General features: G+C 61.9%; 24 protein-coding genes and 1 pseudogene. 10 read left to right on the top strand and 15 right to left on the bottom strand.

The features are described 5' to 3' along the window. The first annotated feature begins 20 nt into the window (after positions 1 to 20). Both PCQ86_RS12305 and PCQ86_RS12300 read left to right on the top strand, forming a co-directional pair. Entirely contained in the window at positions 21 to 1,010 is a 990-nt protein-coding gene (locus tag PCQ86_RS12305) for a zinc-dependent alcohol dehydrogenase family protein (RefSeq protein WP_046462161.1), read from the top strand. 28 nt (positions 1,011 to 1,038) lie between these two features. Continuing rightward, entirely contained in the window at positions 1,039 to 2,022 is a 984-nt protein-coding gene (locus tag PCQ86_RS12300) for an LLM class oxidoreductase (RefSeq protein WP_270173860.1), read from the top strand. Between the two features lie 55 nt (positions 2,023 to 2,077). Here PCQ86_RS12300 and PCQ86_RS12295 read toward each other — a convergent pair whose 3' ends face one another. Both PCQ86_RS12295 and PCQ86_RS12290 read right to left on the bottom strand, forming a co-directional pair. After that, the gene (locus PCQ86_RS12295) at positions 2,078 to 2,386 is read right to left on the bottom strand and encodes a putative quinol monooxygenase (protein WP_270173859.1); all 309 of its coding nucleotides are present in this window, start codon (positions 2,384 to 2,386) and stop codon (positions 2,078 to 2,080) included. Between the two features lie 84 nt (positions 2,387 to 2,470). After that, the gene (locus PCQ86_RS12290; RefSeq protein ID WP_046462164.1) at positions 2,471 to 3,478 is read right to left on the bottom strand and encodes a zinc-binding alcohol dehydrogenase family protein; all 1,008 of its coding nucleotides are present in this window, start codon (positions 3,476 to 3,478) and stop codon (positions 2,471 to 2,473) included. Between the two features lie 109 nt (positions 3,479 to 3,587). Here PCQ86_RS12290 and PCQ86_RS12285 point away from each other — a divergent pair, with 109 nt between their 5' ends. After that, positions 3,588 to 4,478: a LysR family transcriptional regulator gene (locus PCQ86_RS12285; RefSeq protein ID WP_046462165.1), complete on the top strand. Its 891-nt coding sequence runs from the start codon at positions 3,588 to 3,590 to the stop codon at positions 4,476 to 4,478. A gap of 253 nt (positions 4,479 to 4,731) precedes the next feature. Here PCQ86_RS12285 and PCQ86_RS12280 read toward each other — a convergent pair whose 3' ends face one another. The 9 genes and pseudogenes from PCQ86_RS12280 to lptF all read right to left on the bottom strand — a co-directional run bounded on the left by PCQ86_RS12280 (position 4,732) and on the right by lptF (position 15,403). Beyond that, positions 4,732 to 5,886, bottom strand: coding sequence for a S1C family serine protease (locus PCQ86_RS12280; protein WP_270173858.1), 1,155 nt, complete (start codon positions 5,884 to 5,886; stop codon positions 4,732 to 4,734). A gap of 212 nt (positions 5,887 to 6,098) precedes the next feature. After that, positions 6,099 to 6,510: pseudogene (locus PCQ86_RS12275) on the bottom strand (Zn-dependent protease); the annotation flags it as partial. Between the two features lie 6 nt (positions 6,511 to 6,516). Then, on the bottom strand, positions 6,517 to 6,987 hold the full coding sequence (locus PCQ86_RS12270; RefSeq protein WP_220637465.1) for a phosphate-starvation-inducible PsiE family protein: 471 nt from the start codon (positions 6,985 to 6,987) through the stop codon (positions 6,517 to 6,519). A gap of 183 nt (positions 6,988 to 7,170) precedes the next feature. After that, on the bottom strand, positions 7,171 to 9,978 hold the full coding sequence (locus PCQ86_RS12265; RefSeq protein ID WP_270173857.1) for a sensor domain-containing protein: 2,808 nt from the start codon (positions 9,976 to 9,978) through the stop codon (positions 7,171 to 7,173). A 517-nt stretch (positions 9,979 to 10,495) separates the two neighbouring features. Next, positions 10,496 to 11,647, bottom strand: coding sequence for a pyridoxal phosphate-dependent aminotransferase (locus PCQ86_RS12260; RefSeq protein WP_270173856.1), 1,152 nt, complete (start codon positions 11,645 to 11,647; stop codon positions 10,496 to 10,498). Between the two features lie 140 nt (positions 11,648 to 11,787). Further along, positions 11,788 to 12,729 carry a CysB family HTH-type transcriptional regulator gene (locus PCQ86_RS12255; protein WP_047351197.1) on the bottom strand — a complete coding sequence of 314 codons (942 nt, stop codon included), beginning with the start codon at positions 12,727 to 12,729 and terminating at the stop codon, positions 11,788 to 11,790. Between the two features lie 74 nt (positions 12,730 to 12,803). Beyond that, positions 12,804 to 13,187 carry a sirohydrochlorin chelatase gene (locus PCQ86_RS12250; protein WP_011805168.1) on the bottom strand — a complete coding sequence of 128 codons (384 nt, stop codon included), beginning with the start codon at positions 13,185 to 13,187 and terminating at the stop codon, positions 12,804 to 12,806. An 18-nt stretch (positions 13,188 to 13,205) separates the two neighbouring features. After that, a complete protein-coding gene (gene lptG / locus PCQ86_RS12245; protein WP_047350657.1) occupies positions 13,206 to 14,315 on the bottom strand; it encodes an LPS export ABC transporter permease LptG in 1,110 nt (369 codons plus the stop codon). Continuing rightward, on the bottom strand, positions 14,312 to 15,403 hold the full coding sequence (gene lptF / locus PCQ86_RS12240; RefSeq protein ID WP_220637461.1) for an LPS export ABC transporter permease LptF: 1,092 nt from the start codon (positions 15,401 to 15,403) through the stop codon (positions 14,312 to 14,314). The genes lptG and lptF overlap by 4 nt, the downstream gene beginning before the upstream one ends. A 23-nt stretch (positions 15,404 to 15,426) precedes the next feature. Here lptF and PCQ86_RS12235 point away from each other — a divergent pair, with 23 nt between their 5' ends. The 4 genes from PCQ86_RS12235 (at position 15,427) to PCQ86_RS12220 (ending at position 19,075) form a co-directional block, all read left to right on the top strand. Continuing rightward, positions 15,427 to 16,917 carry a leucyl aminopeptidase gene (locus tag PCQ86_RS12235; RefSeq protein WP_270173855.1) on the top strand — a complete coding sequence of 497 codons (1,491 nt, stop codon included), beginning with the start codon at positions 15,427 to 15,429 and terminating at the stop codon, positions 16,915 to 16,917. Between the two features lie 25 nt (positions 16,918 to 16,942). Beyond that, positions 16,943 to 17,383, top strand: a complete 441-nt coding sequence (locus PCQ86_RS12230; RefSeq protein ID WP_011805172.1) for a DNA polymerase III subunit chi — start codon at positions 16,943 to 16,945, stop codon at positions 17,381 to 17,383. Beyond that, positions 17,380 to 17,808, top strand: a complete 429-nt coding sequence (locus PCQ86_RS12225; RefSeq protein ID WP_270173854.1) for a hypothetical protein — start codon at positions 17,380 to 17,382, stop codon at positions 17,806 to 17,808. Before PCQ86_RS12230 ends, PCQ86_RS12225 begins: the two co-directional genes overlap by 4 nt. A 139-nt stretch (positions 17,809 to 17,947) precedes the next feature. Continuing rightward, complete coding sequence (locus PCQ86_RS12220) at positions 17,948 to 19,075, top strand: branched-chain amino acid ABC transporter substrate-binding protein (protein ID WP_015913269.1); 1,128 nt, start codon at positions 17,948 to 17,950, stop codon at positions 19,073 to 19,075. A gap of 84 nt (positions 19,076 to 19,159) precedes the next feature. Here the strand turns inward: PCQ86_RS12220 and PCQ86_RS12215 are convergent, their stop codons facing one another. Beyond that, positions 19,160 to 20,167, bottom strand: coding sequence for a D-2-hydroxyacid dehydrogenase family protein (locus tag PCQ86_RS12215; protein WP_196995312.1), 1,008 nt, complete (start codon positions 20,165 to 20,167; stop codon positions 19,160 to 19,162). Positions 20,168 to 20,429: 262 nt separating this feature from the next. Between PCQ86_RS12215 and PCQ86_RS12210 the strand changes: the two genes are divergently transcribed. From PCQ86_RS12210 to PCQ86_RS12200, 3 genes are all read left to right on the top strand, one after another. Continuing rightward, positions 20,430 to 20,942: a hypothetical protein gene (locus tag PCQ86_RS12210; protein ID WP_049756523.1), complete on the top strand. Its 513-nt coding sequence runs from the start codon at positions 20,430 to 20,432 to the stop codon at positions 20,940 to 20,942. A gap of 134 nt (positions 20,943 to 21,076) precedes the next feature. Continuing rightward, positions 21,077 to 21,829, top strand: a complete 753-nt coding sequence (locus PCQ86_RS12205; protein WP_270173853.1) for a 2OG-Fe dioxygenase family protein — start codon at positions 21,077 to 21,079, stop codon at positions 21,827 to 21,829. Positions 21,830 to 21,923: 94 nt separating this feature from the next. Then, on the top strand, positions 21,924 to 22,364 hold the full coding sequence (locus PCQ86_RS12200; RefSeq protein WP_270173852.1) for a universal stress protein: 441 nt from the start codon (positions 21,924 to 21,926) through the stop codon (positions 22,362 to 22,364). A 95-nt stretch (positions 22,365 to 22,459) separates the two neighbouring features. Here the strand turns inward: PCQ86_RS12200 and PCQ86_RS12195 are convergent, their stop codons facing one another. From PCQ86_RS12195 to PCQ86_RS12185, 3 genes are all read right to left on the bottom strand, one after another. Then, positions 22,460 to 23,452 (bottom strand): Bug family tripartite tricarboxylate transporter substrate binding protein, encoded by a 993-nt coding sequence (locus PCQ86_RS12195; RefSeq protein ID WP_011805179.1) that lies wholly within the window; start codon positions 23,450 to 23,452, stop codon positions 22,460 to 22,462. 139 nt (positions 23,453 to 23,591) lie between these two features. After that, positions 23,592 to 24,776 carry a beta-ketothiolase BktB gene (gene bktB / locus PCQ86_RS12190; RefSeq protein ID WP_011805180.1) on the bottom strand — a complete coding sequence of 395 codons (1,185 nt, stop codon included), beginning with the start codon at positions 24,774 to 24,776 and terminating at the stop codon, positions 23,592 to 23,594. Positions 24,777 to 24,885: 109 nt separating this feature from the next. Next, positions 24,886 to 25,668, bottom strand: coding sequence for an SDR family NAD(P)-dependent oxidoreductase (locus PCQ86_RS12185; protein ID WP_270173851.1), 783 nt, complete (start codon positions 25,666 to 25,668; stop codon positions 24,886 to 24,888). Positions 25,669 to 25,671: the final 3 nt, after the last annotated feature.

Here is a 25,671-nt window from a genome sequence, read left to right as displayed (position 1 = left end):
TCAAAAGCGAGGTATCCGTAATGGCACGCATTGTCAGAATTCATGAATACGGTGACGCCAGCGTTCTGAAGCTGGAAGATCTGGACGTACCGGCGCCGGCAGCAAACGAGGTGCAGATTGGCGTCAAAGCTATTGGCTTGAACCGTGCCGAAGTGATGTTTCGCAACCATGCGTATCTACAGGAGGCCGAGTTCCCGAGCCGCTTGGGCTATGAGGCCGCTGGCATCGTGGTCGCAGTCGGTAGCGACGTAACCGAGACAAAGGTTGGCGATGCCGTCGCTCTAATCCCTCCATTGGATATCGCCCGCTGGGGTACCTACGGCGAACTGGCCAATGTACCGGCTCATCTGGTGGTAAAGAACCCTGAGGGCCTGTCCTTCGAAGAGGCTGCTGCGTCCTGGATGCAGTACGTCACCGCCTGGGGGGCGCTAATCGAGCAGGCAGCGTTGAAGCAAGGTGACTTTGTGATTATCACCGCAGCATCAAGCAGTGTCGGCCTGGCAGCCTTCCAAATGGCTCGCATGGTCGGCGCCACCTCGATTGCGATCACACGAACGCGTGCGAAAAAACAGGCCCTGCTGGATGCCGGTGCGGCGCATGTAATCGTGAGCGACGAAGAGGACATCGCAGAGCGAGTGATGGCCATCACTGCCGGGCAAGGTGCTCGTGTTGTATTCGACCCAGTTGGCGGCCCCTCCTTCGAGCCCCTAACGCAAAGCATGGCCCGTGGAGGTATTTTGTTGGTGTACGGTGCACTCAGCCCAGAGCCAACGCCTTTCCCGCTGTTTACCGTGCTGGGCAAAAGCCTGACCCTGAAGGGCTATATCTATGCAGAAATCGTGGCCGACCCAGAAGCCCTGGAGCGTGCCAAGGCTTTTATTCTCCAAGGACTGAAGTCTGGTGCACTGCGCCCGATCATCGCCAAGACATTTGCCCTTAGCGACATCCAGGAAGCCCACCGTTTCCTTGAGGCCAATCAGCAGATCGGCAAGATCGTAGTTACTGTCTGATCGGTTTCTCCCATTGAGGAAGATTAAAATGTATCTGCCGAGCACGATTCCTTATCAGCAGCATCGAGGGTTCAGCCGAACCTTCACTCCGGGTCATTTGAGCCTGGGATTGTTCTTCCCTTTGGAGGCCTTCGGTGGGGACATTCCGAGCATGCTCAACCAGGTCGCATTGGCCAAACGAGCAGAGGAGCTGGGCTTCTCCGCGCTCTGGTTTCGCGACGTGCCTCTTCGGGACCCTAATTTCGGCGATGTCGGCCAAGCCTTCGATCCCTGGGTATACATGGGCTATATGGCGGCTCATACGTCAGAGATAGCGCTTGGCAGCGCATCCATTGCCATCCCTTTACACCATCCTCTGCACACAGCCAAGGCGTCAGCCAGCGTCGATCAGTTGAGCGCAGGTCGCTTGATTCTGGGCGTAGCCTCCGGCGATCGCCCAGTGGAGTTTTCAGCCTTTGACGTCGATCCCGAAAGACGCGGAGAAGTCTTTCGAGAGCACTACGAGGTGATTCGCCGAGCCTACAGCACCAGCTTCGAACCCATCCGCTGGAGCGGTGGTGAGCTGCGCGGCGCAGACCTCATTCCCAAACCCACAACCCAAGTGATTCCGATGCTCGTGACCGGACATAGCCGCCAGTCACTGGATTGGATAGCGCGCGAAAGCGCCGGATGGATCAACTATCCACGCGCGCCGAATATACAGCGACTGATTGTGGAAGATTGGCGGATGGAGGTCATGAAGCAATGTGGTTCCGTCTATAAGCCCTTCACTCAGTCGCTTTACATCGACCTCAGTGAGAACCCGTCCACGCCACCCACTCCGATTCATTTGGGGTTCAGGCTCGGGCGCGACCACCTCCGGGTTTTGCTGGAGTCGCTTGAGGAAATCGGGGTGGACCACGTTATCCTCAATCTCAAGTACGGTAAGCGCCCTGCGGCGGACGTCATTGAGGAGCTGGGCACTCACATCGTTGCGCAATTCGGAGTAAAGGAGCGTCCTGGAGCAAATTGATCCGCCGGCCGCGTCCACACCCGGCCGAGGTGGTGCGGCTAAACAGGCTGAATGATCAGGCCGATACCTGTTCAAGGAATATCAGTTGCAACGGCTCTTGCAGCAGATCATCTGCCGTGGCGGCAAAGCGCTGAAAGTAAGGCATCGAAAAATGCGCATCCAGCGCCGCCTGATCCCTGAAAGCCTCGCGCATATAGAAAGTGCCCTGCTCGTCACGCTGCTCGAACAACACATAATCGAGATTGCCCGGCTCTGCGCGGGTCGGCGCTATCAGTGCCAGCAATTCTTCTTTCAATGCCTGTTCTTTGCCTGCCTTGGCCTTGAGTACGGCAATTGATACCAACACGTTACTGGACGTATTCATCGTCAACTCTCCCACATAAAAAACGGCAAGTGATGCCGCAGGCGGTTCAACGGGCCCGCAGGCGAGCCCGTCTGATGAGTGAAATCAGAAACCTTCGAGAACGATCTTGCCCCGGGCCTTGCCGCTCTCGATCAGCGCATGGGCACGACGCATGTTTGCCGCATTGATCGCACCAAAGTGCTCGCCCACGGTAGTTTGCAGAACACCTTGGTCAATCAGAGCGCTGACCCGATTGAGCAGGTGATGCTGATTAATCATGTCCGGGGTTTCGTACAGCGAGCGGGTGAACATCAGCTCCCAATGCAATGACAGCGACTTGCGCTTGAGCGGCATCACATCGAGGGTTTCGGGATCGTCTATCACACCCAGACGCCCCTGTGGCTTGAGCACGTCGATCAGTTGTGCAAAGTGTTGTTCGGTGTGGGTTAGGCTGGCGACATAGTCGGTCTCCGGCACACCGAGCGCTTGCAACTGTGCGAGCAGTGGCTGGCTGTGATCGATCACGTGATGCGCGCCCAACTGCCGCACCCAATCAGCGGTTTCCTGGCGTGAGGCGGTACCAATGACGGTAAGGCGGGTCAACTTTCGGGCCAGTTGCACCAGCATCGAACCGACGCCGCCAGCCGCTCCAGTGATCAACAGGCACTTGCCCTCCCCCGTACCCTCGACGACACCGAGCCGGTCAAACAACAATTCCCAGGCCGTGATCGAGGTCAATGGCAATGCTGCCGCATCGGCGGCACTCAATGAATGAGGCTTGTGCCCAACGATCCGCTCATCGACCAAATGGAATTCGCTGTAGCTGCCGGGGCGGGCAATCGAGCCGGCATAGAACACTTCATCGCCCGGCTGAAACAGCGTCACTTCAGCGCCGACCTCGCGGACAATGCCTGTGGCGTCCCAGCCGAGGATTATCGGTTCTTTTGTGATAGTTCCGGCACGCACCTTGGTATCCACCGGATTCACTGATACCGCGCGAACTTCGACCAGCAGATCCCGAGGGCCAGGCGTGGGCCGCGGGAGACTGATGTCGATCAATGCTTGTGGATTGTCGATGGGTAACGCGTGCTGGGTAAAGCTGATGGCTTTCATGGAAACTCGCTGTCGAAGGGTTGATGCATTCACTTGCGGCAATTTTCGACTTCCCATGGGCAAAGAAAAACAAGCAGAATGCGTCAACACTTTCACTTCAGGAGTGAAAATGATCCGCATCGATGATCTTGGTTTATTCATCCGCAGCGCCGCGCTGGGCAGTTTCACCGCAGCGGCGCTTGAGGCTGATCTGCTGCCTGGTCAGGTCGCTGCCGCCATCAAACGTCTGGAGCGCGAACTGGACGTGCGCCTATTCGCCCGTACGACGCGCAGCCTGCGATTGACTGCCGAGGGCGAGCAATATCTGCCCACCGCCCACTCAGTGCTAGAGACCCTGCAGCAAGGCAAGGAAAACCTGCGGGGTGAGAACGCCACGCTGCGGGGCGTGCTGCAAGTGACAGCGCCGTCCGATCTGGGGCGCAACATACTGCTGCCGTGGCTGACGCAGTTCCGCCGTCAGCATCCTGAATTGACGTTGCGTTTTTTCCTGTCGGACCAGATGGCCAATCTGTTTCGCGACCCGGTGGACGTGGCGATTCGCTACGGTCCGAATGAAGACGCCAACTACGTGGCACTGCCGCTTGCACCTTGGAACCAGCGGGTGCTGGTTGCCTCGCCGGAGTATGTGCAACGCTGCGGTTCTCCCCAAACACCGGATGACTTGAGCAAGCATGCCTGCCTGCTCTATCTGCAAAATGGCCGGGTCTACGACAAGTGGAACCTGGGCGGGCAAACCGTGCAGGTTTCGGGACCGTTGTTCAGCGATGACGCCGATGTCGTGCGGCGCTGGTCATTGGAGGGTGAAGGTATCGCCTACAAATCCTGGCTGGATGTCAGTGCAGATGTCGCCGCAGAGCGTCTGCTTGTGCTGCTGCCGGATTATCCTGGCGAAGCGTCACCGTTGAATCTGGTGTGTCCGCATCGCAAGCAGATCAGCCCTGCGGTTTCTCAGCTTCACACGTGGCTGAGTAGCCAGTTTTCTGCTCTGGAGCGCGGGTGAACCGATCCTGTGATTGATGCTCACTGAGCATCCCGCGCTTCATGGTTCGGCGGATCAATGCGTTCACTTCCGCTGTGCGTCGAGAACTGAGCTGCTAGCTGCTGCCGATATAAGGACTAGCGCAAGAAGAGGTCCGAGCCCAAAAGCAAAAAGCCTTGGCAACCAAAGTGTAGGGCATCAAGTTTCTGCGGCTCGAATACTTGATGCATCCATCGTTATTTTTTACCGATCCCCAGAAGTTCTCAACTTCAGATCAGGCGCCAGGTTGCAACTCCACGCGCACCTCCCTTGGCTTACCGGCCCGCTCAACTGACAAGACAACCACATCCCCCACCTTTTGGTCGTCAAGCCGTGCGAGCAGCTTGGCGACATCGTCGACGGGAGCGCCGTCTATGCCTGTGATGCGGTCTCCCGGCACGATACCTTCGGGGCCAACGGTGATACCGCTCAGCCCCGCCTTTTGCGCCGCTGAGCCAGGGGCGACGCGGAGCACAAACACGCCTTGGGTGCCGGTCAGCGCCTGCAATCGGCGGTTGAGCTGCTCGTCTACCTCGATCCCAAGCGCCGGACGGATGTATTTGCCGGTCTTGATGAGTTGTGGCACCACACGCATGACCGTGTCCACCGGCACGGCGAAGCCGATCCCCGCCGATGCACCGGAAGGGCTGTAGATCGCTGTGTTGATGCCGATCAGGCGGCCGGCCGAATCGAGCAACGGCCCACCCGAGTTGCCGGGGTTGATGGCGGCATCGGTTTGAATCAGGTGTTCGATGGTCACTCCGCCAGATTCCCCGGGCAGCGATCGATCGAGCGCGGACACGATGCCGGTGGTGAGTGTCCAATCCAGGCCGAAGGGGTTGCCGATGGCGAATACCTTTTGTCCCACCTTGAGGTCTGCGCTGGTGCCGACCGGAACGGCGGGCGGGCGCTGGAAACCGACGCCGATTTTGAGCACCGCGATATCGTGGGCCGGACTCACTCCGACCAGCGCGGCTTGGTAATCGCGGCCGTCGGCCAGTTTGACAGTGGCCTCCGACGCCCCCTGAATTACATGAAAGTTGGTAACGACATGACCGGCGTCATCCCAGATAAAACCCGAACCCGTGCCGCGCGGCACAGAAAAGACGTTGCGCGTCCAGACATCTCGTACCAGTTGGGACGTCGTGATGTAGACCACCGATGCCCGGGATTTCTCGAACAGCTCGATGGTGGCCTGTTCGTCAGCGGCCAGATCGCCACGCGGCGTGACGGTGCGCTCAGCGGCTTGGCGCGGGCTGAACCAGGCTTCGATGGCGGGCAGGAACTGCCAGAACAGCATGAGTGCTGCAACGCACGCAGTGATGACGAGCCACCGCCGGACGAAATGATCCGGAGCTGGGCGTTGTGGGTAAGGACCGGGGGAAGACATGACGGAGGCTCCTTTCGAGTGATTTAGCGCCAAAGGCCGCTCAGGCCCCGGCGTGGTGGGCACATCGGGGCGAACGACCTTGGCACGAGATAATCCGTTTGGAACGGCAGGGTCTGCGATGGCTGAGGCGCCAACTCCATCAGGCGCGCGATACGATCCTCTGCCGCCGTATGCGTGCGCAACCAAGACGGCTCGGGATTTCCCCAGCCGGGCAGACCATCCATGAGGGCAATGGAGGCAAGGCGCCTGGAGCCGGTGGCAAAGGCATTGACATTGACATTGACGATGCCGCTGGGCACATAGTACGGAACCGGCGTGTTCGGCAACCCGGCGCGCATTGTAAGCGCTCGCAGCAACGACCAGATTACGGGGGCTTCATTGCTGCGCAAGGGACGGACGCCATGCAGGCGCAAGGTCATCGCGGAGGCGACGACAGGTTCGATCAGCAGGGTCAATGCGCATGTTGCCAGTGCCAGCCAAAGGCCATGCTCGCCCAACAGCAGACTGCCAACTGCAGCCGCGATCCCCCACCAGGGTCAAAACCAGCAACACGGTTTGAAAGCGATTGAGCCAGCGGTGCCTCGACCTGGCATCGTGTCGACCGTCTAGACTATAAAGAGCCATGGTCAATCACTCGCTCTTCCGGTCGTCGCGTTCACGCATGAGCCAATAGGTCAGACCCAAGGCCAGTATCGTCCCCGCCAGGGCGGCCACTTTGGCAGGATCAACGTCGGGGTCAAGGATGATGAACTTGCGGGCCAGTGCCAGGATCGCGATCAGAATGACGGTCTTGACCTGGATGACGCTTTCCTTACGCAGCGCCACTTTGACGATTGAATGCTTGAATTCCATCGCGATCAGCAGCGTCATGGTAGCACCGAATACCAGCTGAAAAACCTTATGATCCAGTGGATTCAGTGCATCCATGACGAGCAGCGTGAAGACGAGCCGAATCAACTGAATCAGCGAAATCACAATCACCATCGACATGACGCCCGACAGCGTGATGGCAACAACCTGCTCGAAGCGCTCGTAAACCGTCATCAACCGCCACTGGGAGCGCATCTCGTCAAGGGCCGTGTGGCCAGATTCTTTATGCATAAGCGTTGCTCTCTCTTTCAATGAAACGTAAATGGAACGGGGAGTCCGAGAAGACGACTCGATTACACCTGGATTGCCGAGGCAATTGCGAAGCCACCCAGCGCATAATGTCCTGCGCGCCCGTGGCGCCGCCGATGGGTGGATCAGCCTCTTGCACGTCAACCCTTTGACCCATGCATGGCATCAATCCGGCTTCTGGTCTGGCGGCAGCAATCCCAGCAGATCCGCCTGCAAATGTTGCAACTTGTCGATGCCAGCCCTCAATGCCTCGACACGGCCGGCATTTTTCATTTCACTCAGGGTGTGCGCTAACTGCTGGATGCTCTGATGCAGGACATCGACCTGATCATCAGGATCCTTGCCGAAGAACGTAGGGCGGCCACTTTGATCCCGCCAGTATTGGAGTGCTTCGGGTTGAGGCGGCACTTGGGTCTTACCTGACAGATAGTCGATCATCTGGGAAATCCAGACCCGGTGGTCGACGTATGTGAACGGCACGGGCAGCGAGGAGCGACTGTCAGGTTTGAATCCCTTCCAGGATAAGGGTACCTGCCAGGTGTGTAGCCATTGCTCGAATTCATGCGCCGGCATCGGATGCCCGATGGCATAACCCTGGCCCCACTCGCATCCCATACGCAGCAGCATTTCACCATGCTGAATGGATTCGACTCCCTCCGCGATGCAGTTCCTGCCAAACGACCTTGCCAGTGCCAGTAGCGCATCCAGGATGGCGATATCGTCCGGATCCTCGAGCATGTCGCGTATAAAACCTTGGTCGATCTTGAGCAGGTGCGCGGGCAGGCGCTTCAGATAGGTCAGCGATGAATAGCCGCTGCCGAAATCGTCGAGGGCAAAACGCAATCCCATCCTCTCGCACAGCGCCATCAACTGAGACACTTGAACGAAGTCCTCCACGGCGCTGGTTTCGAGGATTTCCAGTTCAAGGTCTTGCGGCTGGGCGCCGGGATGTCGTGACAACATACCCCGTAGATGCATGATGAAGTCCGGTTGCAGCAAGTGCCGCGCACCGATATTCACGCTGATCGGGACATGAAGGTCGGCCTTGCGCCAAACTTCGATCTGGGTCAGCGCAGCCTCGATGGTCCATTTCCCCACGTCAATCCCGAGCGGATGGTTCTCAATGATGGGTATGAAGGAGGCAGGAGATAACAAGCCACGCGTCGGATGTTGCCAGCGGATCAAGGCTTCGGCGCCCAGCACCTCACCGGTGCGCATGTTGACCTTAGGTTGGAAATAAAGCAGAAACTGCCCATTGGCAAGTGCATTCTCTATGCTGTCAAATCCGTCGTGACGGGTGCGCAGCGTACGATCCTTCTCCGTATCGAAAACGTGATATCGATTCTTGCCGGCTTGCTTGGCACGATACATAGCCTGATCTGCCTGCCGCAGCAGTTGGTCGGCGTCGATATCTTCGCCTTGCGGGTAGTAGCTCACACCGATACTCGCGCTCACCTCGCACAGTGCGTCACCAATCGGTACGGGCTGTGCAGCCACCTCGATCAGGCGATCGAGAATCGGTATGCTGACGGAAATATCCGGCAGGTCGACCAGAATAGCGACAAACTCATCACCACCAAGACGGGCCAAGGTATCGCCTTCGCGCAACACCTGCGTCATACGCCTGGACAGGACGGAAAGCAATTTGTCGCCGACTGCGTGGCCGTGCTGGTCGTTGACCTTCTTGAATCCATCCAGATCGATGAAGACAACCGCCAGGTGCATGCCACGCCGACGTGTCTGACGAATGGCCTGCTTAAGGCGGTCTCCAAGCAATAGTCGATTGGGCAAGCCGGTGAGCAGGTCGTAATGAGCAACGCGTTCAAGCTGTTGCTGGTTCTCCTTCAGCGCCGTGATGTCAGAAAACATGGCTGCGTAATGCTCGATATTGCCCCGCATATCCGGGACTGCACTGATCGTCAGCAGCGCGGCAAACTGACTGCCGTTCTTGCGTCGGCACCAGAGCTCTCCGTGCCAATAGTCGTGCTCACGCAGAGCCTGCCAAACGGTCTGATAGAACTCATCGTCATAGCGATCGGACTCGAGCAGACGAGGTGTCTGACCCATTACTTCCTCCCGCGCATAACCAGTGATCACGGAAAACGCCCGATTGACGTTGACAATGTGGCCTTGAGCGTCCGTAACGAGGATGCCCTCTCCTGCGTGCTCAAAAACTTTAGCCGCAAGGCGAAGCTCTTCCGCGGATCTTCTGCGTGAGGTGACATCATGGATATAGCCGTGCCAGAGGATGCTCCCATCAGGCATGGCTTCAGGCGACGCCTCGCCTTCGACCCAGATCACCCGACCGTCTGGAAACTGCACTCGGTACTCGTCATGCCAAAGCGCGAGTGACTGCCCCGACGCCTGTATGGTTTCATGCACACGGTCGCGGTCTTCAGGATGGAGCGCAGCGAACGCAGGAGTGGCATCTTCAACAACATCCTCCGGTGCAACCCCGTATATTTCCTGTATCCTCGCGCTGGCATAAGGGAAGTGCGAGCTGCCGTCCGGACGAAGACGGTATTGGTAAAGCATACCGGGAACGTGGCTGGCTAACTCTTCTCGCTGTCGGCGCATAGAGTTCAGCGCCTGCTCGACCCTCTTGAGATCGGTGATGTCCTCTACCGTCCCGTCTGCCGCTCTGGGCCGACCAGAGGCGTCGCCCTTGAATGTTGCCCGCAGGTGTATCCAGCGAACCTGCCCTCCGCTGACGATGCGATACCGCAGATCAAGGGACTTTCCGCACATGGCAGCATCCCATGCCCTATCGAAGAGGGGGCGGTCTTCAGGGTGAATGCACTGCAGGAATCGCTCGAAGGCTATTGGCGCACCAACATCCAGGCCGAGCACGCGGCAGGCTTCATCGGAGCAAGTGAGGAGTTGCGAGCCAAGATCGAGATGCCAACTGCCCAAATGGGCATTCTGGTTAATCTGGCCACAGTGTCGGGCTGAGATTTGAGGAGTCTCGTTCAAAGGTGACGTTCCTTATGGGTGCTGATTTTTTGGAGTAAAAACTTTCGCAAGTTATTGAAATTAAATGAATTAAATTGCAAGAATAGAACAGTACGACATCGTGCTGTTGTGAGTTGAGATCGAATTGGCCTCTGGCGCTTGTGGGACGGGCGCTGAAAGCTATCAAAAACATACCAACGTCGTGAACCAGGGTGCGCCGCGGCTATCGCCCGTGCCGGTCGACGGCGGAAAGGTCGAGGTGAATGCGGGTCCCTCTCGTGCGCCTCAGGTCTCCCGGCGGTGGCGGGCGGGCAATGGTGGCATCCGCCGTACTGCCCCACGGCTTGCTCGGCTGCGCGGCGCAGTGGCGCGACTTTCCGCGGCACCTCTGTGCCGCACGGAGTGTCACAGGTGCAGGCCCGCGCCATGCGCTACGCCGCTCGCCGTCGATTGCGTCCGCCAAAAGGCAACGCTCCTGGGTGCTATTGAATGATGAGCTGCTAGCGCTTGCTGGATAAGCGCGGGGGCCTGTTTTGGCTTAAAGCGTGCGCAGGCGTTCGATGGCCGCACGCAGCGTTTCGTCCTTCTTGGCGAAGCAAAAGCGCACCACGCGCTGGTCGAAGCCGTCGCCATAGAAAGCCGACAGGGGAATGGCGGCCACGCCGATCTCGCGCGTGAGCCACTGGCAGAAGTCCGCTTCGTTCAGGTCGCTCACGGCCGAGATGTCCACGCACTGGAAGTAGCTGCCGGTGCTGGGCAGCAGCTTGAGTCGCGAGCCCTCCAGCCCCTGGCGGAACAGGTCGCGCTTGGCCTGGTAGAAGGCCGGCAGCTGCAGGTAAGGCGCGGGGTTCTGCAAATAGTCCGCGAGGCCGTACTGCATGGGTGTGTTCACGGTGAACACATTGAACTGGTGCACCTTGCGGAACTCCGCCGTCATGGCGGCGGGGGCAGCCACCGTGCCCACCTTCCAACCCGTGACGTGGAAGGTCTTGCCGAAGCTGGAGACGATGAAGGCGCGTTCCGCGAGGCCCGCGAAGCGCGCGGCGCTCTGGTGCTCGGCGCCGTCGAAGACCATGTGCTCGTACACCTCGTCGCTGATCAGGAGCACGTCCGTGGGGGCCAGCAGTTCCTCCAGCGTGCGCATGTCGTCGGCCGTCCACACGGTGGCGCTGGGGTTGTGTGGCGTGTTGATGATCAAGAGGCGCGTGCGCGGCGTGATGGCCGCCGCGATCTTGGCAAAGTCAGGGCGGAAGCTGCCCGGCGTGAGCGGCACCCGGACCACGACGCCGCCGGCCAGCGCGATGTTGGGCACGTAGCTGTCGTAGCAGGGCTCCAGCACGATCACCTCGTCGCCCGGCTGCACGCAGGCGAGGATGGCGGTGAGAATGGCTTGGGTCGCCCCGGCCGTGATGGTGATTTCGGCGTTGGGGCAATACTGGCGACTGTGAAGTGCTTCAATTTTTGAAGCAACGGCCTGCCGCAGCGCGGGCACGCCGGCCATGGGCGGGTACTGGTTATGGCCGGCCTGCATGGCGCGCGTGACGGCGTCGATCAGTTGCGGGTCGCAGTGGAAGTCAGGAAAGCCCTGGCCGAGGTTCACGGCCTGGTGTTCGGCCGCCAGCGCGGACATCACGGTGAAGATGGTGGTGCCCACGTTGGGCAGGCGGCTGGGAAAGTGGGGCGTGGTCATTGGGTGTCACTCATTCAAAACTGGCGCAACGCGTGGCGTTCCGACGGCCGCATGCCTTGCGAACACGGGTCTTGGGGCGGGCTTGCCCAGGCCGCTGGCGTCGTCCCCATGCGGGAAGCCTCAAAGCGGCTCAGGGCGCATCACAACTCATAGTCGTTGACGTGCCCGGTCATGGCGCGGGCAATCAGGTCGCGGCTCAGGCGGTCGCTCAGCAGCTCCGCGAACTTGTAGACGAAGTTGCGCAGGTAGGCGCCGCGCTTGAAAGCCACGCGCGCCACGCTCTGACCGAACAGATGGCCGACGGGGCGCACGACGAGGTCGCCCAGCGGGTCGTCGCGCATGGCCATCTCCGCCACGATGCCGATGCCCAGCCCCAGGCGCACGTAGGTCTTGATCACGTCGGAGTCGATGGCCTCCAGCACGATGCGCGGCTGCAGCTTGCGGGTGGCGAAGGCCTGGTCGATCTTGCCGCGCCCGGTGAATGAGGGGTGGTAGGTGATGAGCGACTCGTGCGCGATGTCCTCCAGCCCCACGCGCTCCTTTTGCGCCAGCGGATGGCTGGGGGGCAGCACCAGGACGTGCTGCCACTCGTAGCAGGGCAGGGTGACGAGGTCGGGATACTCCGCCAGCGACTCCGTGGCCATGCCGATCTCGGCCACTTCGTCGATCACCATGCGCGCCACCTCGTGCGGCGTGGCCTGGTGCAGGCTGATGTTGACCTTGGGATACGCCTCGCGTAGCTTGGCCACCGGTACGGGCAGCACATAACGCGCCTGGGTGTGGGTGGTGGCAATGGCGAGGGTGCCGCTGTCCTGGGCGCTGTACTGCTCGCCGATGCGTTTGAGGTTGCCCACCTCGCGCATGATGAGTTCGATGCTCTTGAGCACGTGCTGGCCGGGCTCGGTCACGCGCTTGAGCCGCTTGCCGTGGCGCGCGAAGATGTCCACGCCCAACTCGTCCTCCAGCTCAATGATCGCCTTGGATACCCCCGGCTGCGAGGTGTGCAGTGCCTTGGCGGCCTCGGTGAGGTTGAGGTTGCGGCGCGCCGCCTCTTGAACGAAGCGAAACTGGTGCAGATTCATATTGAAATGCGGCTAAGAAGTCGCATCATTATGCTGCATCAATCTAACGGCGGGCGCGAAAGGTGCAGATATCGTTACGGCACCAATACTTCGGCGGCAATGCGCGCCATCAGGGCCGTCATGCGTTCGTCCTCGCCGATGGGAGGGCTGAGGTGCAGGCGCATCTGTGGAAACGCCTGGGACAGCTCCTCGACCATGCGGGGGAGATCTTCGCGCGCATGCCGCCCGGTGCCGAGAAACATGGGCACGATGCCCACCTGGGTGATGCCCTGCGCCGCCATCGCGGCAACCGTTGAAGGCAGGTCGGGCGCGCACAGCTCCAGGTAGGCGCAGCGCACTTCCAGCGCGGGCTGCTCGGCGCGCATGCGCGCGAGCACCGCCTCCATGGGCAGGCGCCACAGGGGGTCGCGGGAGCCGTGTGCGAACAGCACGATGCCGTTGGTACTAGGGTTCGTCATGGGTCTACTGCGGTGGGTCTAGCGCCTCAATACCAGCCATCCAAACGCTGCCAGTGAAAGCACGGAATAGATCAGGCCCGGCGCGGCCGCGGTCAGCCAGGGCGACCAGTTCTGCAGATTGCCCGCGAAGCCGAACACATTGTTCAGCAGGAAGAAGCTGATGCCCGCCATCACCCCGCCGAACACATAGCCCGCAATGCCCCCCGAGCGGAAATGCAGGTAGGCGAAGGGCAGGGAGAGCACTACCATCACCAGGCAGCTCAAGGGGTAGAAGACCTTGCGCCAGAACTCGATCTCGTAGCGCTGTGCCGACTGGCCGTTGGCCTCCAGGTGGCGTACGAAGCGGAACAGTTCGATCGTCGCCATCTTGTCCGGCTTGAGCAGCGACGCGGCCACCATGTCGGGGCTGATGCGCGTGGGCCAACGCAAGGTGGGCTCTTGCAGGCGCGACACGCGCATGCCGCCATCGGCCTCGGCCTCGAAAAGGGTGCGCTGGACCTGCTGCAGATTCCACGCATCGCGGGCGTCGTCGAAGGTGGCCTGTTCCGCCTGGATGGTGGCGGCGACGCGTCCGCGCGCATCGAACTCGAACACCCGCACGCCGCGCATGGCGCCATTGGGGTCCACGGCGCGCACATTCACAGCGATCGAATGGTCGCCCTGGCGCTCCTTCAGCCATGCGCCCGTGGCGCCAGTGCTGATCTGGCCCAGCCGGCGGGCTTTCACGAGGGAGGCCGCTTTTTCGCTCGCCGGGGCAATGTAGTCCCCGACGATGACTGTGACCATGACGAACGCGCAGCCGAGCATCAGCAGCGTGCTCAGCGCCCGCCAGGGACCCAGCCCACTGGTGCGCATGATGGTGAACTCCGAACTCTGCGCCAGCCGTGCCATCACGAAGATGGTGCCGATCAGCACGGTGATGGGCAGCAGTTCGTAGAGGTGCTGCGGCAGGCTCAGCGCCACGAACAGCAGCGCGTGCGAGAGCTGGTAGCCATTGGCGCCCGCGCGGCCCACCCAGCGTAGCTCGTCCACCATGTCGAAGAAGAAGAACAGCGCGAGGAAGGCGAGGGTGACGAAGGCCACACCCACGACGACTTCGCGGTAGATGAAGCGGCGGATGGTTTTCATGCCGTCCTCCGGCCCAGGAGGCTGCGCAGCGACCAGTGGTTGTGGCGCGCGGCCAGCAGCAGCAGGCCCAGGGCCAGGGTACCGCCGTGCAGCATCAGCATGAACGGTAGCAAGCCCAGCCTGCCCACGCCGATCCATGTCTGTCCAACGGTCATGAGGTTGTAGTACACGACAAAGGCGAACAGTGCGAACACCAGGCTGGTGCTGCGCCCCGCCCGCGGGTTGACGACGGCCACCGCCAGGCCCAGGACGACGAAGTTCAACGCGGCCAGCGCCATGCCGATGCGCCAGCCCAGTTCCGCCTGGTGGCGCGGCTGCGGGTCGCTGACCAGCTCCCAGGTGTCGCGGGTCTTGATGGAGGCCGCCTCGGGGTCGTTCTGCGATCCGCCACCCACAAGCGTGCCGTACTCGGCAAATTCACTGACGCGCAGGCCCGGCTTGTCCCGCAGCGTCTCCAGCCGCTGCCCGTTGCTCAACACCGCCATGCGTTCGCCATTGCGGATCTCCAGGCGCGCGCTTTGCGCGGAGGTGACGGTTTCGCGGTTGGGTTCGTTGGTGGCAATGAAAACGTTGCTGGCCGAGTTGGCATCCGGTGCGTCCTTGTCAATGAAGAACACGCGTGAGCCATTGGAGGATTCCTGGAATTCCCCGGGCGCGATACGGTCCACGTCGCTGCGCTGCTCGTATTGCGTCTTGAGCTCCTGGATCTGCCGGTTGGCCCAGGGCCAGACCACGAGCGACAGCGCGGCGATGGTCAGCATGACGGGCCAAGAAAACCGGAACAGCGGTGCCAGCAGGCTCATCAGTCCGCGCCCTGCCGAAAACCAGATGACCATCTCGCTGTCGCGGTACATGCGCGACAGCGCCCCCACCACCGTGACGAACAGGCTCAGGCTGAGGATGGTGGGCAGTTGTCCCAGCACCGTGAAACCCATGACCAGCATCACGTCGGAAGGGTTCACGCTGCCCCGGGATGCCTGGCCCAGCGTACGGATCAGCATCATGGTCATCACGACGGTGACCAGAACCACCAGGGTCGCGCCGAAGGTGCGGGCCAGCTCCTTGCGAATGGATGAATCGAATAACATTGGCTCGAAGGAAAACGCTGATTATGAACTTCGAACTGAAGACGCTTTCGCTGGCTGCCGCTGCTGCGCACAAATGCGACCTGCTGGTGGTGTTGGTGCCTGAAGGCTTCCTGCCGGGCAGCGACGTGCTGTCGACCATGGTTGAGCATGCGCTCAAGCAAGGCGATCTGGAGGTGAAGCCGGGCAAGCTCCTGCAGTGCTACGCCCCCGCCGGTGTTGCGGCGCGCCGGGTTGTGCTGCTGGGGTGCGGTGCGGCCGATGCACATGCGGTGCGCCAGGCCATGCAAGCCTTATCCCCCTCGTTCAAGTTGCCGTCGGTCAAGCGCATGGCGCTGGTGTTTGGAACCTCGGCCCAGCGGGGCGCCATCGGCGCTGCGGTGCGTGCGGTGGCCGATGGGAGCTATGTCTATACGGCCACCAAAACCAAGGCTGAGCCGCGTGCCTTGCTGCGTGTCACCCTGGGCGTGCCCGATGCGGGTGCGGTGCAGCCGGAGTTCGCCACGGCCACGGCCGTGGCGGCCGGTGTAGAGTTTGCGCGCGAGTGGGCCAATCGCCCTGCCAACCATGCGACCCCCACGCTGGTGGCCAATGCCGCCAAGACGCTTGCGAAATACCCCGGCGTCCAGTGCCAGGTGCTGGGCCCTACCGAGGTGGCCAAGCTGGGCATGGGGGCGTTTCTGGCGGTGGCTCAAGGGTCCGACCAGCCGCTTCGCCTGGTGGAATTGCGCTACAACGGCGCGGCCCGCACGCAGGCTCCCGTGGTGCTGGTGGGCAAGGGCATCACGTTCGACACCGGGGGGATCTCGCTGAAGCCCGCGGCGGAGATGGACGAGATGAAGTTCGACATGGGCGGGGCGGCGAGCGTCCTGGGCGTGTTCCGGGCGCTGGCGGAACTCCGGCCGGCGATCAACGTGGTGGGCCTCATTCCTGCGTGCGAAAACATGCCCGATGGTAAAGCGGTCAAGCCCGGCGATGTCGTGACGAGCATGAGCGGCCAGACCATCGAAATCCTCAACACAGACGCAGAAGGGCGTTTGGTCCTGTGCGACGCGCTGACCTACGCGGCACGCTTCAAGCCAGCCGCCGTGGTGGACATTGCCACATTGACAGGCGCTTGTGTGGTGGCGCTTGGTGGCCTGCGCAGCGGACTGTTTGCCTCCGATGACATGTTGGCGGCACAACTCCTATCGGCAGGCGATGCCGCGCTCGACCCCTGCTGGCGTATGCCCTTGGATGACGAGTACGCAGAAGGGCTCAAGAGCAATTTTGCCGACATGGCCAATGTGGCAGGCCGGGCCGGTGGTTCGATCACCGCCGCGAAGTTCCTGCAGCGCTTCGTCGGGGACACGCCGTGGGCGCACCTGGACATTGCAGGGACGGCTTGGAAGGGCGGCGCCGCCAAGGGCGCCACCGGCCGCCCTGTGGGACTGCTGGTGCACTATCTGCTGGAGCGGGCGACAGTGAGTACCGTGAAACCCAAGCAAAAGACGCGCAGCCGCAAGTCGGTGGCTTGAGGGCCATGTCGTTGAAGGTGCCCGCATGACACAGGTGGCATTCCACTTCAATGCACCCGACAAACTGGCGTATGTCTGTCGCCTGGTGCGAAAAGCCACCCGGCAGGATGCGCGGGTGACGGTCACGGGTGATGCAGACACCTTGCTGCGGCTGGATCGCCAGCTCTGGGCGTTGGCGCCTTCGGATTTCGTCGGCCATTGCCTGGGAGACGCCGACGAGGAAATTCTGCGTGCCTCTCCCACCGTGTTGGTGCAAGACCCTCGTACCAGTCCGAATCGGGACGTGTTGGTCAACCTGGGAAATGTCTTGCCCGAGGGATTTGCGCAGTACGCTCGGGTCGTGGAGGTGGTCAGCCAGGTGGATGAGGATGATCGGAAGCGCGCGCGGGAGCGCTGGCGCGGCTATGCCGCGCTGGGGTATGACATCGTTCGCCACGATCTGGTACTCAAGGAAAGCGCGGGATGACAACACCCACCAAGAAACCTCCCAGATTCGTGCCCACGCTCACCGACGTGGTGCAGATGCCCGAAGCCGAAGGGAGCTCGGCGCGTCCGTCGCCTCCGGTGACACGACCTGCGACCACCGCTGCGTCGCTCTCTGTGCCTTTGCCAGGGGCTCCGCATTCAACACCGCCCCTCGCAGCTCCCGCGCCGGTTGCGCCGCTGCCTGCAGCGCTGCCCTACGGGTTTGAGGAGTACGTGGTGCATCGCGTGATGCAGCGCGTGGACGTCGTGCTGGACCAACGTTTGCGCGAGGCGATCGCAGTGGTGGTACAGGAGCAGACACGGTCCATGGTGCCTCGTCTGCGAGAGGAAGTGGAATCGGTAGTGCGGCAGGCCGTCTATGAAGCCGTGGCCGAGGAACTGGCAGGCGAGCGCAGCGGCCATTGATGCTGCGTCAGGGTATTTCCCTGTGTCGTTTCGCAGAACCTTCTTGTGTTCCCTAGTGATGTGGAACATAAATTGCGATATGTTTCTCCGCGTTGGTTCACAACAATATTTCCAGCGCTTTTCTTAATTGGAGATCCATATGCAACTGAAGTTGAAAATGACCGTGGCTGCTGCGATCGCAGCGGTTGCCGGTGTGGCCGCTGCTCAAGAGGTGGTGAAGATTGGTCACGTGGCACCGGTCTCCGGCGCCCAGGCGCACTACGGCAAGGACAACGAAAACGGCGCTCGCATGGCCATTGAAGAGCTGAACGCCCAGGGCGTCACGATCGGTGGCAAGAAGGTGAAGCTGGAATTGGTGGCGGAGGACGATGCCGCTGATCCCAAGCAAGGCACGGCGGCCGCACAGAAGTTGTGCGATGCGAAGGTCGCGGGGGTGGTCGGGCACCTGAACTCGGGCACCACGATTCCTGCTTCCAAGGTCTACAACGACTGCGGGATCCCCCACGTCACTGGCGCCGCAACCAACCCCAACCTGACGCGCCCCGGCTACAAAACCACCTTCCGCATCATTGCGAACGACAACGCTCTGGGTGCTGGACTGGCAGCTTACGCGGCGGAAACCCTGAAGCTGAAGACCGTGGCCATCGTGGATGACCGCACCGCTTATGGCCAGGGCGTTGCCAACGTGTTTAAGCGCGTGGCAGCCGAGAAAGGCATGAAGGTTGTGGACGAGCAGTTCACCACGGACAAGGCGACGGACTTCATGGCTATTTTGACGGCCATCAAGGCCAAGAACCCCGATGCGATCTTCTTCGGCGGCATGGATCCTCAGGCGGGTCCCATGTTGCGCCAGATGGAGCAACTGGGTTTGGCCAACACCAAGTATTTCGGTGGGGATGGCGTATGCACCACGGAAATTGCCAAGCTGGCGGCAGGCGCCAAGACGCTGGCTAACGTGATTTGCGCAGAGGGTGGCGCATCCCTGGCCAAGATGCCTGGCGGCACGGCCTGGAAGGCCAAATACGACGCCAAGTACCCCAACCAGTTCCAGGTCTACAGCCCGTACACCTATGACGCGACCATGCTGCTGGTGGACGCTATGAAGCGCGCCGGCTCCTGGGACCCGAAGGTGTATATCCCCGAGTTGCTCAAGTCCAACTACAAGGGCGTGACCGCGAACATTGCGTTTGAACCCAATGGCGAAATGAAGAACCCGGCCATTACGCTGTACACCTACAAGGAAGGCAAGAAGACGCCGTTGAACTGATCGACCTGTTCCGCCTCGCCTTGAGTGCGGATCTCGTAAAAAAGGGCTCCTTGGGGAGCCCTTTCTCTTGATATCAGCAACCGTTCAGCGTCGGACCTGCAGCGCGCCGGGGTTGACGATATTCGAGGGCGTGCCTTTGATGTAGTTCACCACATTGTCAAAGGCGGCTCCGAAATAGAGCTCGTAACTGTCTTGTTCGACGTAGCCGATGTGCGGTGTACAAATACAGTTCTCAAGCCGCAACAGTGCGTGGCCTTGCAAAATGGGCTCGCTTTCAAATACATCCACAGCAGCCATGCCCGGGCGGCCTCTGTTCAATGCGGCGATCAGGGCGTCGGGCTCGATGAGCTCGGCACGTGACGTATTGACGAGAAGGGACGTCGGCCGCATGCACGACAGGTCCTCTAGCGTGATCATGCCCTGCGTTTCCTCGGTCAAACGCACATGCAGTGAAACCACATCGCATTGGGAGAAAAACTCTGCCCGTGTGGCCGCTACCTGCAGGCCGTCGCTCAGTGCCTGGACCCGTGAGGCTTCCCGCCCCCACACGCGCACGTTCATCCCAAAAGCGCGCCCATAACCTGCCACGATCTGCCCGATCCTGCCGTAGCCCCAGATGCCCAGCGTCTTGCCACGCAGGACATTGCCCAACCCGAAGTTAGGCGGCATGGATGCGGCACGCAGGCCCGACTGTTGCCATGCGCCGTGCTTGAGGTTGGCGATGTACTGGGGAAGACGGCGCATGGCGGCCATGATGAGAGCCCATGTGAGTTCCGCTGGCGCAACGGGGGAACTCACGCCTTCAGCGACGGCGATTCCCCGCTCGGTGCAGGCAGCAAGGTCAATGTGCGCGCCCACGCGGCCGGTCTGGGCAATCAGCTTCAGGCGCGGCAGCTTGTCCACCAGTTGGCGCGTGATCTGCGTGCGATCGCGGATCAGCACGATGATATCTGCGTCCCGCAAGCGCACCGATAGCTGCCCCAACCCCTTGACGGTGTTCGTGTAGACCTTTGCGGAGTAGGGGTCCAACCGTGCCGCGCAATGCAGCTTGCGCACGGCGTCCTGGTAATCGTCGAGTATTACGATGTTCATCTTGTCCACTTACTGCGCACACAGTGGCGCAGCTTTGTTTCTCTGCAATGGTTCCAACGGAGCGCATTGCCGGTCTCAATGGATCATTGTCGCTGATAAGAAAACCTGTGCAGCGTAGTTCCACCGATAAGCACCAGGCGCATTACCGTGGCGAATACGCTATTGCTTACATTTTTCAGAGAGTATCTGCGCCTTTTTCCCATTTGTGCAGTTACAAATGGCCGTGCATTCCACCAGTTTGTTTTCGGCATCAGCAATCACCATGAAAAACCGCGAGCCTCACTCCCTCTCCTCAACCCTCCAACTGGCCCGCGGTTTGGCTATGGCCTTGGCCGTGGCAGCCTCCGCCGGTGGCGTGGCAGCCCAGACCTACATCAACGCCACGGTGGGCGGGCAAATCGCTCCCGGCGTCTACGGCCGCGTGGATATCGGCAACAGCGCGCCTGCGCTGCTGTACCCGCAGCCGGTGGTGATCGCACCTCCCGCGGTGTATGTTCCCCGTTCGCCCATCTATATGTATGTGCCGCCGGGCCATGCCAAGAACTGGTCCAAGCACTGCGCGCGCTACTCTGCTTGCGGTCAACCCGTGTATTTCGTGAAGGAACCCCCGCGCCGGCCCGGCAAATTCCGCGATGACCGCGACCGGTTCGATGGCCGTTCGTTTGACGATGGCCGAGGCCACTGGAACGGCCGCGACCGGGATGATGACCATCGCGGCCGTGGGAATGGAAAAGGCAACGGCAACGGCCGAGGCCACGGGCGCGGTGATCGCTGAGGCAGGCCTGAAGCCTGGCATCTGATGACCGCAGCACGATGAGGGTCCAGGCTTTTCGAGGGAGGCATTTCCCACCCGAAGTTTTGAGCCAACACTGCGTGTGCTCGGCGGTGTTGCCTTAAGCTTGTGTGCCTATGGCACATGTGACGTTCTCCCCTCCCTATACACCGCCCTCACAGGTCGTCGCGCAGTTGCGTGACCGGGGTTATGCGGTGCTGCAACCCCGGGACACAGCGACATGGGTGGGATGTGCCTTGAACGATTTGCAGGCCCTGGCGGCCGACTGGTCGGATCTGCCCCCGGATGACTACCTCAAGGACGGAGGCCGGTACCGCAGGCGGCGCCACTCCTGCTTCATTGTCGAGGGACCCGCCGTGAACCAGGCACCGCACCGCGCGCACTGGCAGCCGGTGGAGTACAACGCGCTGCACGGAGGGCTGCAGCGCTGGTTTGCGCCCATGCGTGACGAAATGGTGGCTCGACCGGTGTGGCGGCAACTCATGCAGGCGGCTGCTGGCCTCTCGCAAGCGATGTGCGGGCAACCGTCTCAACCCTGCTACATCGAAGCACATCAGTTCCGCATTGACACCGAGGGCGGCATCGGCCGTCCGACACCCGAAGGCGCGCACCGCGACGGCGTGGACCTGGTGGCGGTGTTCCTGGTAAGCCGCCAGGGCATCAAGGGTGGAGAGACCCGCATCTTCGAAGCCACGGGCCCGAATGGACAGCGGTTTACCTTGAGCGAGCCCTGGTCCGTCATGCTGCTGGACGATGCGCGCATGATCCATGAAACCACACCCATCCAGCCTACCGAAGATGGCGGCTGGCGCGATACCCTGGTGGTTACCTGCCGGGGCGGTGGCTTTCAAGGGGATGCGTCCCAATAATTGATGCGAATCAAGCCTTGGAGGCCGCGTACGCATCACACTCGTTGTTGTTGCGGGCCTTCCAGGCCTGCCACCCTAACCAAAAGGAGGTTCCATGTTCAAGCACATTCTGATTCCCGTCGATGGCTCGGACACGTCCATGAAGGCCGTGGCCAAGGCGGCAGCGCTGGCCAAGACCTTCGGCAGCGCCGTGACGGCGCTGTACGTGATCGACCCTTATCCCTTCACGGGGGTGGGCGCCGATTTCGCCTACGGCCAGGCCCAATACCTCAGTGCCGCGACGGCCGAGGCAAACACGGCCCTGGACGCCGCCAAGGCCGCTGTCACCCAGGCAGGGGTCGCCAGCGTCAACACCATGGTAGGCGAGGGGCATGCGATCCACGACGGCATCCAGCGCGCCGTCGAGAGCACGGGCGCGGACCTCATCGTGATGGGATCGCACGGTCGCCGCGGGCTGGAAAAATTGGTGTTGGGCAGCGTCACACAGCGCGTGCTGGGCGTGGCCCACGTGCCGGTGCTGGTCGTGCGGGATTGACCCGGGGCGTACGTCGCCACACATGAAAACGGCTCGCAACGCGAGCCGTTGTCTTTTCGCGCCCCGGTCACGGAACGGGACGCCGCGAGCACGGGTTACTCAATCCGTGCACCCGAGGCTTCCACGATACCCTTCCACTGCCCGTATTCGTTTTTGAGCAGGGTTGAGAACTGTTCCGGCGACATGGCCTGCGGCTCTGCACCTTGCGCTTGGATGGCTGCCTTCATGTCCGCGGTGGCGAGCAGTTTGTTGACTTCTGCGTTGAGCGTGTTCACCACGGCTGGCGGCGTGCCTGCCGGCGCCAGCACGCCGTACCAGGTGCTCACGTCAAAGCCCTTGAAGCCGGACTCGGCCACCGTGGGCACGTCGGGCAGCGACGAACTGCGCTTGGCCGAGGTGACCGCCAACGGGCGCAGCTTGCCCGCCTTGATCTGACCCATCGCCGAAGGCAGCGACGAAACCAGCAGTTCCACATTGCCCGCCAAGGCATCCATGAGCGCCGGGTTGGAGCCTTTGTAGGGCACGTGGCTCAGCTTGATGCCGGCAGCTTTCTCGAACAGGTCGCCCGCCAGGTGAATGGAGGTGCCGTTGCCGGGCGAGCCATAAGTGACGGTGCCCGGCGCGGCCTTGGCGGCCGCCACCACGTCGGCCAAAGATTTGTACTTGGAGTTGACACTCGTGGCGATGACCACGGGCGTGTACGCCACGTGGGCCACGGCCGTCAGGTCCTTGGTGGGGTCCCACGGCAGGTTCTTGTACAGCCAGGGGCCGATGACCAGATTGTCCTTCTGGCCCATGACGATGTCATAGCCTGTGGGAGCGGCCTTCACCGCCTCGGTAATACCGATGGTGCCGCCAGCTCCCGGCTTGTTGTCGGCCACCACGGTCCATTTGTTGGCTTCCGTCAGCTTGGCGGCGACCAGGCGGGCCAGGATGTCGGTGCCGCCGCCGGGCGGGAAGGGCACGATCAAACGGATGGGCTTGGCGGGATAGGCGCCGGCAGCGGGTGCACTGGTCTGGGCATGGGCAGGCATAGCGCCCAAGGCACAGGCGAGGGTGGCAAGAGAAAGGATATGTCGACGAAGCATGGGGAAAAAGTCTCCTGGAGAACCTGGTATGGAACATGGCGCATCTGGCGCGCGCCCGCCTGGATGATGGCCCAGCCATCGTGGGCCGCACCGTGCCGAAGCGCGCGCATGCCATCGCCATCGGCGATGGCGGGGCGTGTCAGAGGCGCTCGAAAATGGCCGCGATGCCTTGCCCACCGCCGATGCACATGGTCACCAGCGCGTACCGGCCCTGGATGCGCTGCAGTTCGTGCAGTGCCTTCACGGTGATCAGCGCACCGGTGGCGCCGATGGGATGGCCCAGCGAAATGCCCGACCCGTTGGGGTTGACCTTGGCCGGGTCCAGGCCCAGGTCGCGCGTGACGGCGCAGGCCTGCGCGGCAAAGGCCTCGTTGGCCTCGATCACGTCCAGGTCGTTGACCGTGAGGCCTGCCTTCTTGAGCGCCAACTGCGTCGCGGGCACAGGGCCGATGCCCATGTACTTCGGGTCCACGCCCGCATGGGCGTAGGCCACCAAGCGCGCCAAAGGCTTTGCGCCGCGGGCCTGCGCTGCCTTGGCATCCATCAGCACCACAGCGGCAGCCGCATCGTTGATGCCCGAGGCATTGCCCGCCGTCACCGTGCCGTTGTCTTTCGCAAACACGGGCTTGAGCTTGGCCATGTCGTCCAGCGTTGCGCCGGCGCGGAAGTGCTCGTCGGTGGCGTATTGCACCTCGCCCTTCTTGCTCTTGAGGGTGACCGGGACGATCTGGTCCTTGAAGTAGCCCGCTGCCGTGGCACGCTCGGCACGGTTGTGACTCTCCACGGCCAGGCGGTCCTGGTCTTCGCGCGTGATGCCCCACTTGGCGGCGATGTTCTCGGCCGTCACGCCCATGTGGATGTTGTGGAAGGGGTCGTGCAGGGCGCCGATCATCATGTCGATCATCTTGAAGTCGCCCATGCGCGCGCCCCAGCGGCTTGCAAGGCTCGCGTAGGGTGCGCGGCTCATCACCTCCGCGCCGCCGCCGATGGCCACGTCGGCATCGCCCAGCTGGATGGTCTGTGCGGCCGACACGATGGCCTGCAAGCCCGAGCCGCACAGGCGGTTCACGTTGAACGCGGGCGTGCCCTCGGCGCAGCCGCCCTGGATGGCCGCCACGCGCGAGAGGTACATGTCCTTGGGCTCGGTGTTCACCACGTGGCCAAACACCACATGGCCGACGTCCTTGCCGTCCACTTGCGCGCGAGCCAGCGACGCGCGCACCACAAGCGCGCCCAGCTCGGTGGGCGGAACGTCCTTCAGGCTACCGCCAAAGGTGCCAATGGCGGTGCGCACGGCACTGACTACGACGACGTCACGGGACATGGTTTTCTCCTGTAATGGTTTTAAATGAAATCAGGCTCTAGCGCTTATTGGATAAGCGCTAGCAGCTACAAAATGCATAGTAATGGTTGCACTGCGCCGGGGCACGGCATCAGGCCTCGCGCACGTCGGCCACGGGGTTGGCGCCGAAGTCTGTACGCTGCAGCCAGGCGAGCACGCGGGCAGCCGCGGCGTCTGGCGAGGTGAGCATGCCGCCCGTCTTGAGGGCGGCGAAGTTCTGCACATCCGGAAAGTCGGCCGGGTTGGCGCCGCGCAGTTGGATCTGCATGTCGGTGTCGATCACACCGGGAGCCAGCGAGCATACCTTGGCGCCGTGGGGCTTGGCGGCTTCGTCCAGCGCCAGGCACCGCGTGAAATGGTCCATGCCGGCCTTGGCCGCGCAGTAGCCCGACTGGGACGCCATGGCGCGACGCCCCAGCCCCGAAGAGATGTTCAGTACCTTGCGCACCACGGAGTGGGGCGGTGCAGCCCAGCCTTCGGTCGCGCCCAGGAAGGCGGCCGTCAGCAGCATCGGCGCCTCCAGACCCACGCGCAGCGCGTTGGACAGCTCGGCCATGTCCTGCGGGCTGGTGCATGCCGACAGCGGCGCGATGCGCGGGATCACGCCGGCGTTGTTGATCAGCGTGGCGCTCGCGTACCGGCTGGCAGGCTGCGTGGCCAGCCATTCGCGCAGGCGTTGAGCGGCCTGCGCAGGCTGGGCCAGGTCCACGCTCCATTGCTCCAGCGTCGCGCCCTGCGGCACGGCCGTGGACAACGGCGCAGAGGTGCTGCGCGCCAGGCTGATCAGCGTGTTGCCGGGTTTCAGCAACTGGTGTGCCATGGCCAGGCCCATGCCGCGCGAGCCGCCGGTGAGGATGTAGAGGTGTTGCGTCATGCG

Origin of the sequence: Diaphorobacter sp. ED-3, from assembly GCF_027625375.1 — a bacterium.
Taxonomy (GTDB): Bacteria; Pseudomonadota; Gammaproteobacteria; order Burkholderiales; family Burkholderiaceae_C; genus Diaphorobacter; species Diaphorobacter nitroreducens.
The sequence above is the reverse complement of the archived record's forward strand: the minus strand, read 5'-3'. Positions and strand labels throughout refer to the sequence as shown.

Coding starts and splice junctions, on each gene's coding strand:
- PCQ86_RS12260 (WP_270173856.1), bottom strand. CDS start 11,647: ATGACCACGCCCCACTTTCCCAGCCGCCTGCCCAACGTGGGCACCACC.
- PCQ86_RS12280 (WP_270173858.1), bottom strand. CDS start 5,886: ATGTCTTCCCCCGGTCCTTACCCACAACGCCCAGCTCCGGATCATTTC.
- PCQ86_RS12295 (WP_270173859.1), bottom strand. CDS start 2,386: ATGAATACGTCCAGTAACGTGTTGGTATCAATTGCCGTACTCAAGGCC.
- PCQ86_RS12305 (WP_046462161.1), top strand. CDS start 21: ATGGCACGCATTGTCAGAATTCATGAATACGGTGACGCCAGCGTTCTG.
- PCQ86_RS12270 (WP_220637465.1), bottom strand. CDS start 6,987: ATGCATAAAGAATCTGGCCACACGGCCCTTGACGAGATGCGCTCCCAG.
- PCQ86_RS12300 (WP_270173860.1), top strand. CDS start 1,039: ATGTATCTGCCGAGCACGATTCCTTATCAGCAGCATCGAGGGTTCAGC.
- PCQ86_RS12225 (WP_270173854.1), top strand. CDS start 17,380: ATGACAACACCCACCAAGAAACCTCCCAGATTCGTGCCCACGCTCACC.
- bktB (WP_011805180.1), bottom strand. CDS start 24,776: ATGTCCCGTGACGTCGTCGTAGTCAGTGCCGTGCGCACCGCCATTGGC.
- PCQ86_RS12290 (WP_046462164.1), bottom strand. CDS start 3,478: ATGAAAGCCATCAGCTTTACCCAGCACGCGTTACCCATCGACAATCCA.
- PCQ86_RS12215 (WP_196995312.1), bottom strand. CDS start 20,167: ATGAACATCGTAATACTCGACGATTACCAGGACGCCGTGCGCAAGCTG.
- PCQ86_RS12250 (WP_011805168.1), bottom strand. CDS start 13,187: ATGACGAACCCTAGTACCAACGGCATCGTGCTGTTCGCACACGGCTCC.
- lptG (WP_047350657.1), bottom strand. CDS start 14,315: ATGAAAACCATCCGCCGCTTCATCTACCGCGAAGTCGTCGTGGGTGTG.
- PCQ86_RS12230 (WP_011805172.1), top strand. CDS start 16,943: ATGACACAGGTGGCATTCCACTTCAATGCACCCGACAAACTGGCGTAT.
- PCQ86_RS12200 (WP_270173852.1), top strand. CDS start 21,924: ATGTTCAAGCACATTCTGATTCCCGTCGATGGCTCGGACACGTCCATG.
- PCQ86_RS12195 (WP_011805179.1), bottom strand. CDS start 23,452: ATGCTTCGTCGACATATCCTTTCTCTTGCCACCCTCGCCTGTGCCTTG.
- PCQ86_RS12220 (WP_015913269.1), top strand. CDS start 17,948: ATGCAACTGAAGTTGAAAATGACCGTGGCTGCTGCGATCGCAGCGGTT.
- PCQ86_RS12285 (WP_046462165.1), top strand. CDS start 3,588: ATGATCCGCATCGATGATCTTGGTTTATTCATCCGCAGCGCCGCGCTG.
- PCQ86_RS12235 (WP_270173855.1), top strand. CDS start 15,427: ATGAACTTCGAACTGAAGACGCTTTCGCTGGCTGCCGCTGCTGCGCAC.
- PCQ86_RS12185 (WP_270173851.1), bottom strand. CDS start 25,668: ATGACGCAACACCTCTACATCCTCACCGGCGGCTCGCGCGGCATGGGC.
- lptF (WP_220637461.1), bottom strand. CDS start 15,403: ATGTTATTCGATTCATCCATTCGCAAGGAGCTGGCCCGCACCTTCGGC.
- PCQ86_RS12205 (WP_270173853.1), top strand. CDS start 21,077: ATGGCACATGTGACGTTCTCCCCTCCCTATACACCGCCCTCACAGGTC.
- PCQ86_RS12255 (WP_047351197.1), bottom strand. CDS start 12,729: ATGAATCTGCACCAGTTTCGCTTCGTTCAAGAGGCGGCGCGCCGCAAC.
- PCQ86_RS12210 (WP_049756523.1), top strand. CDS start 20,430: ATGAAAAACCGCGAGCCTCACTCCCTCTCCTCAACCCTCCAACTGGCC.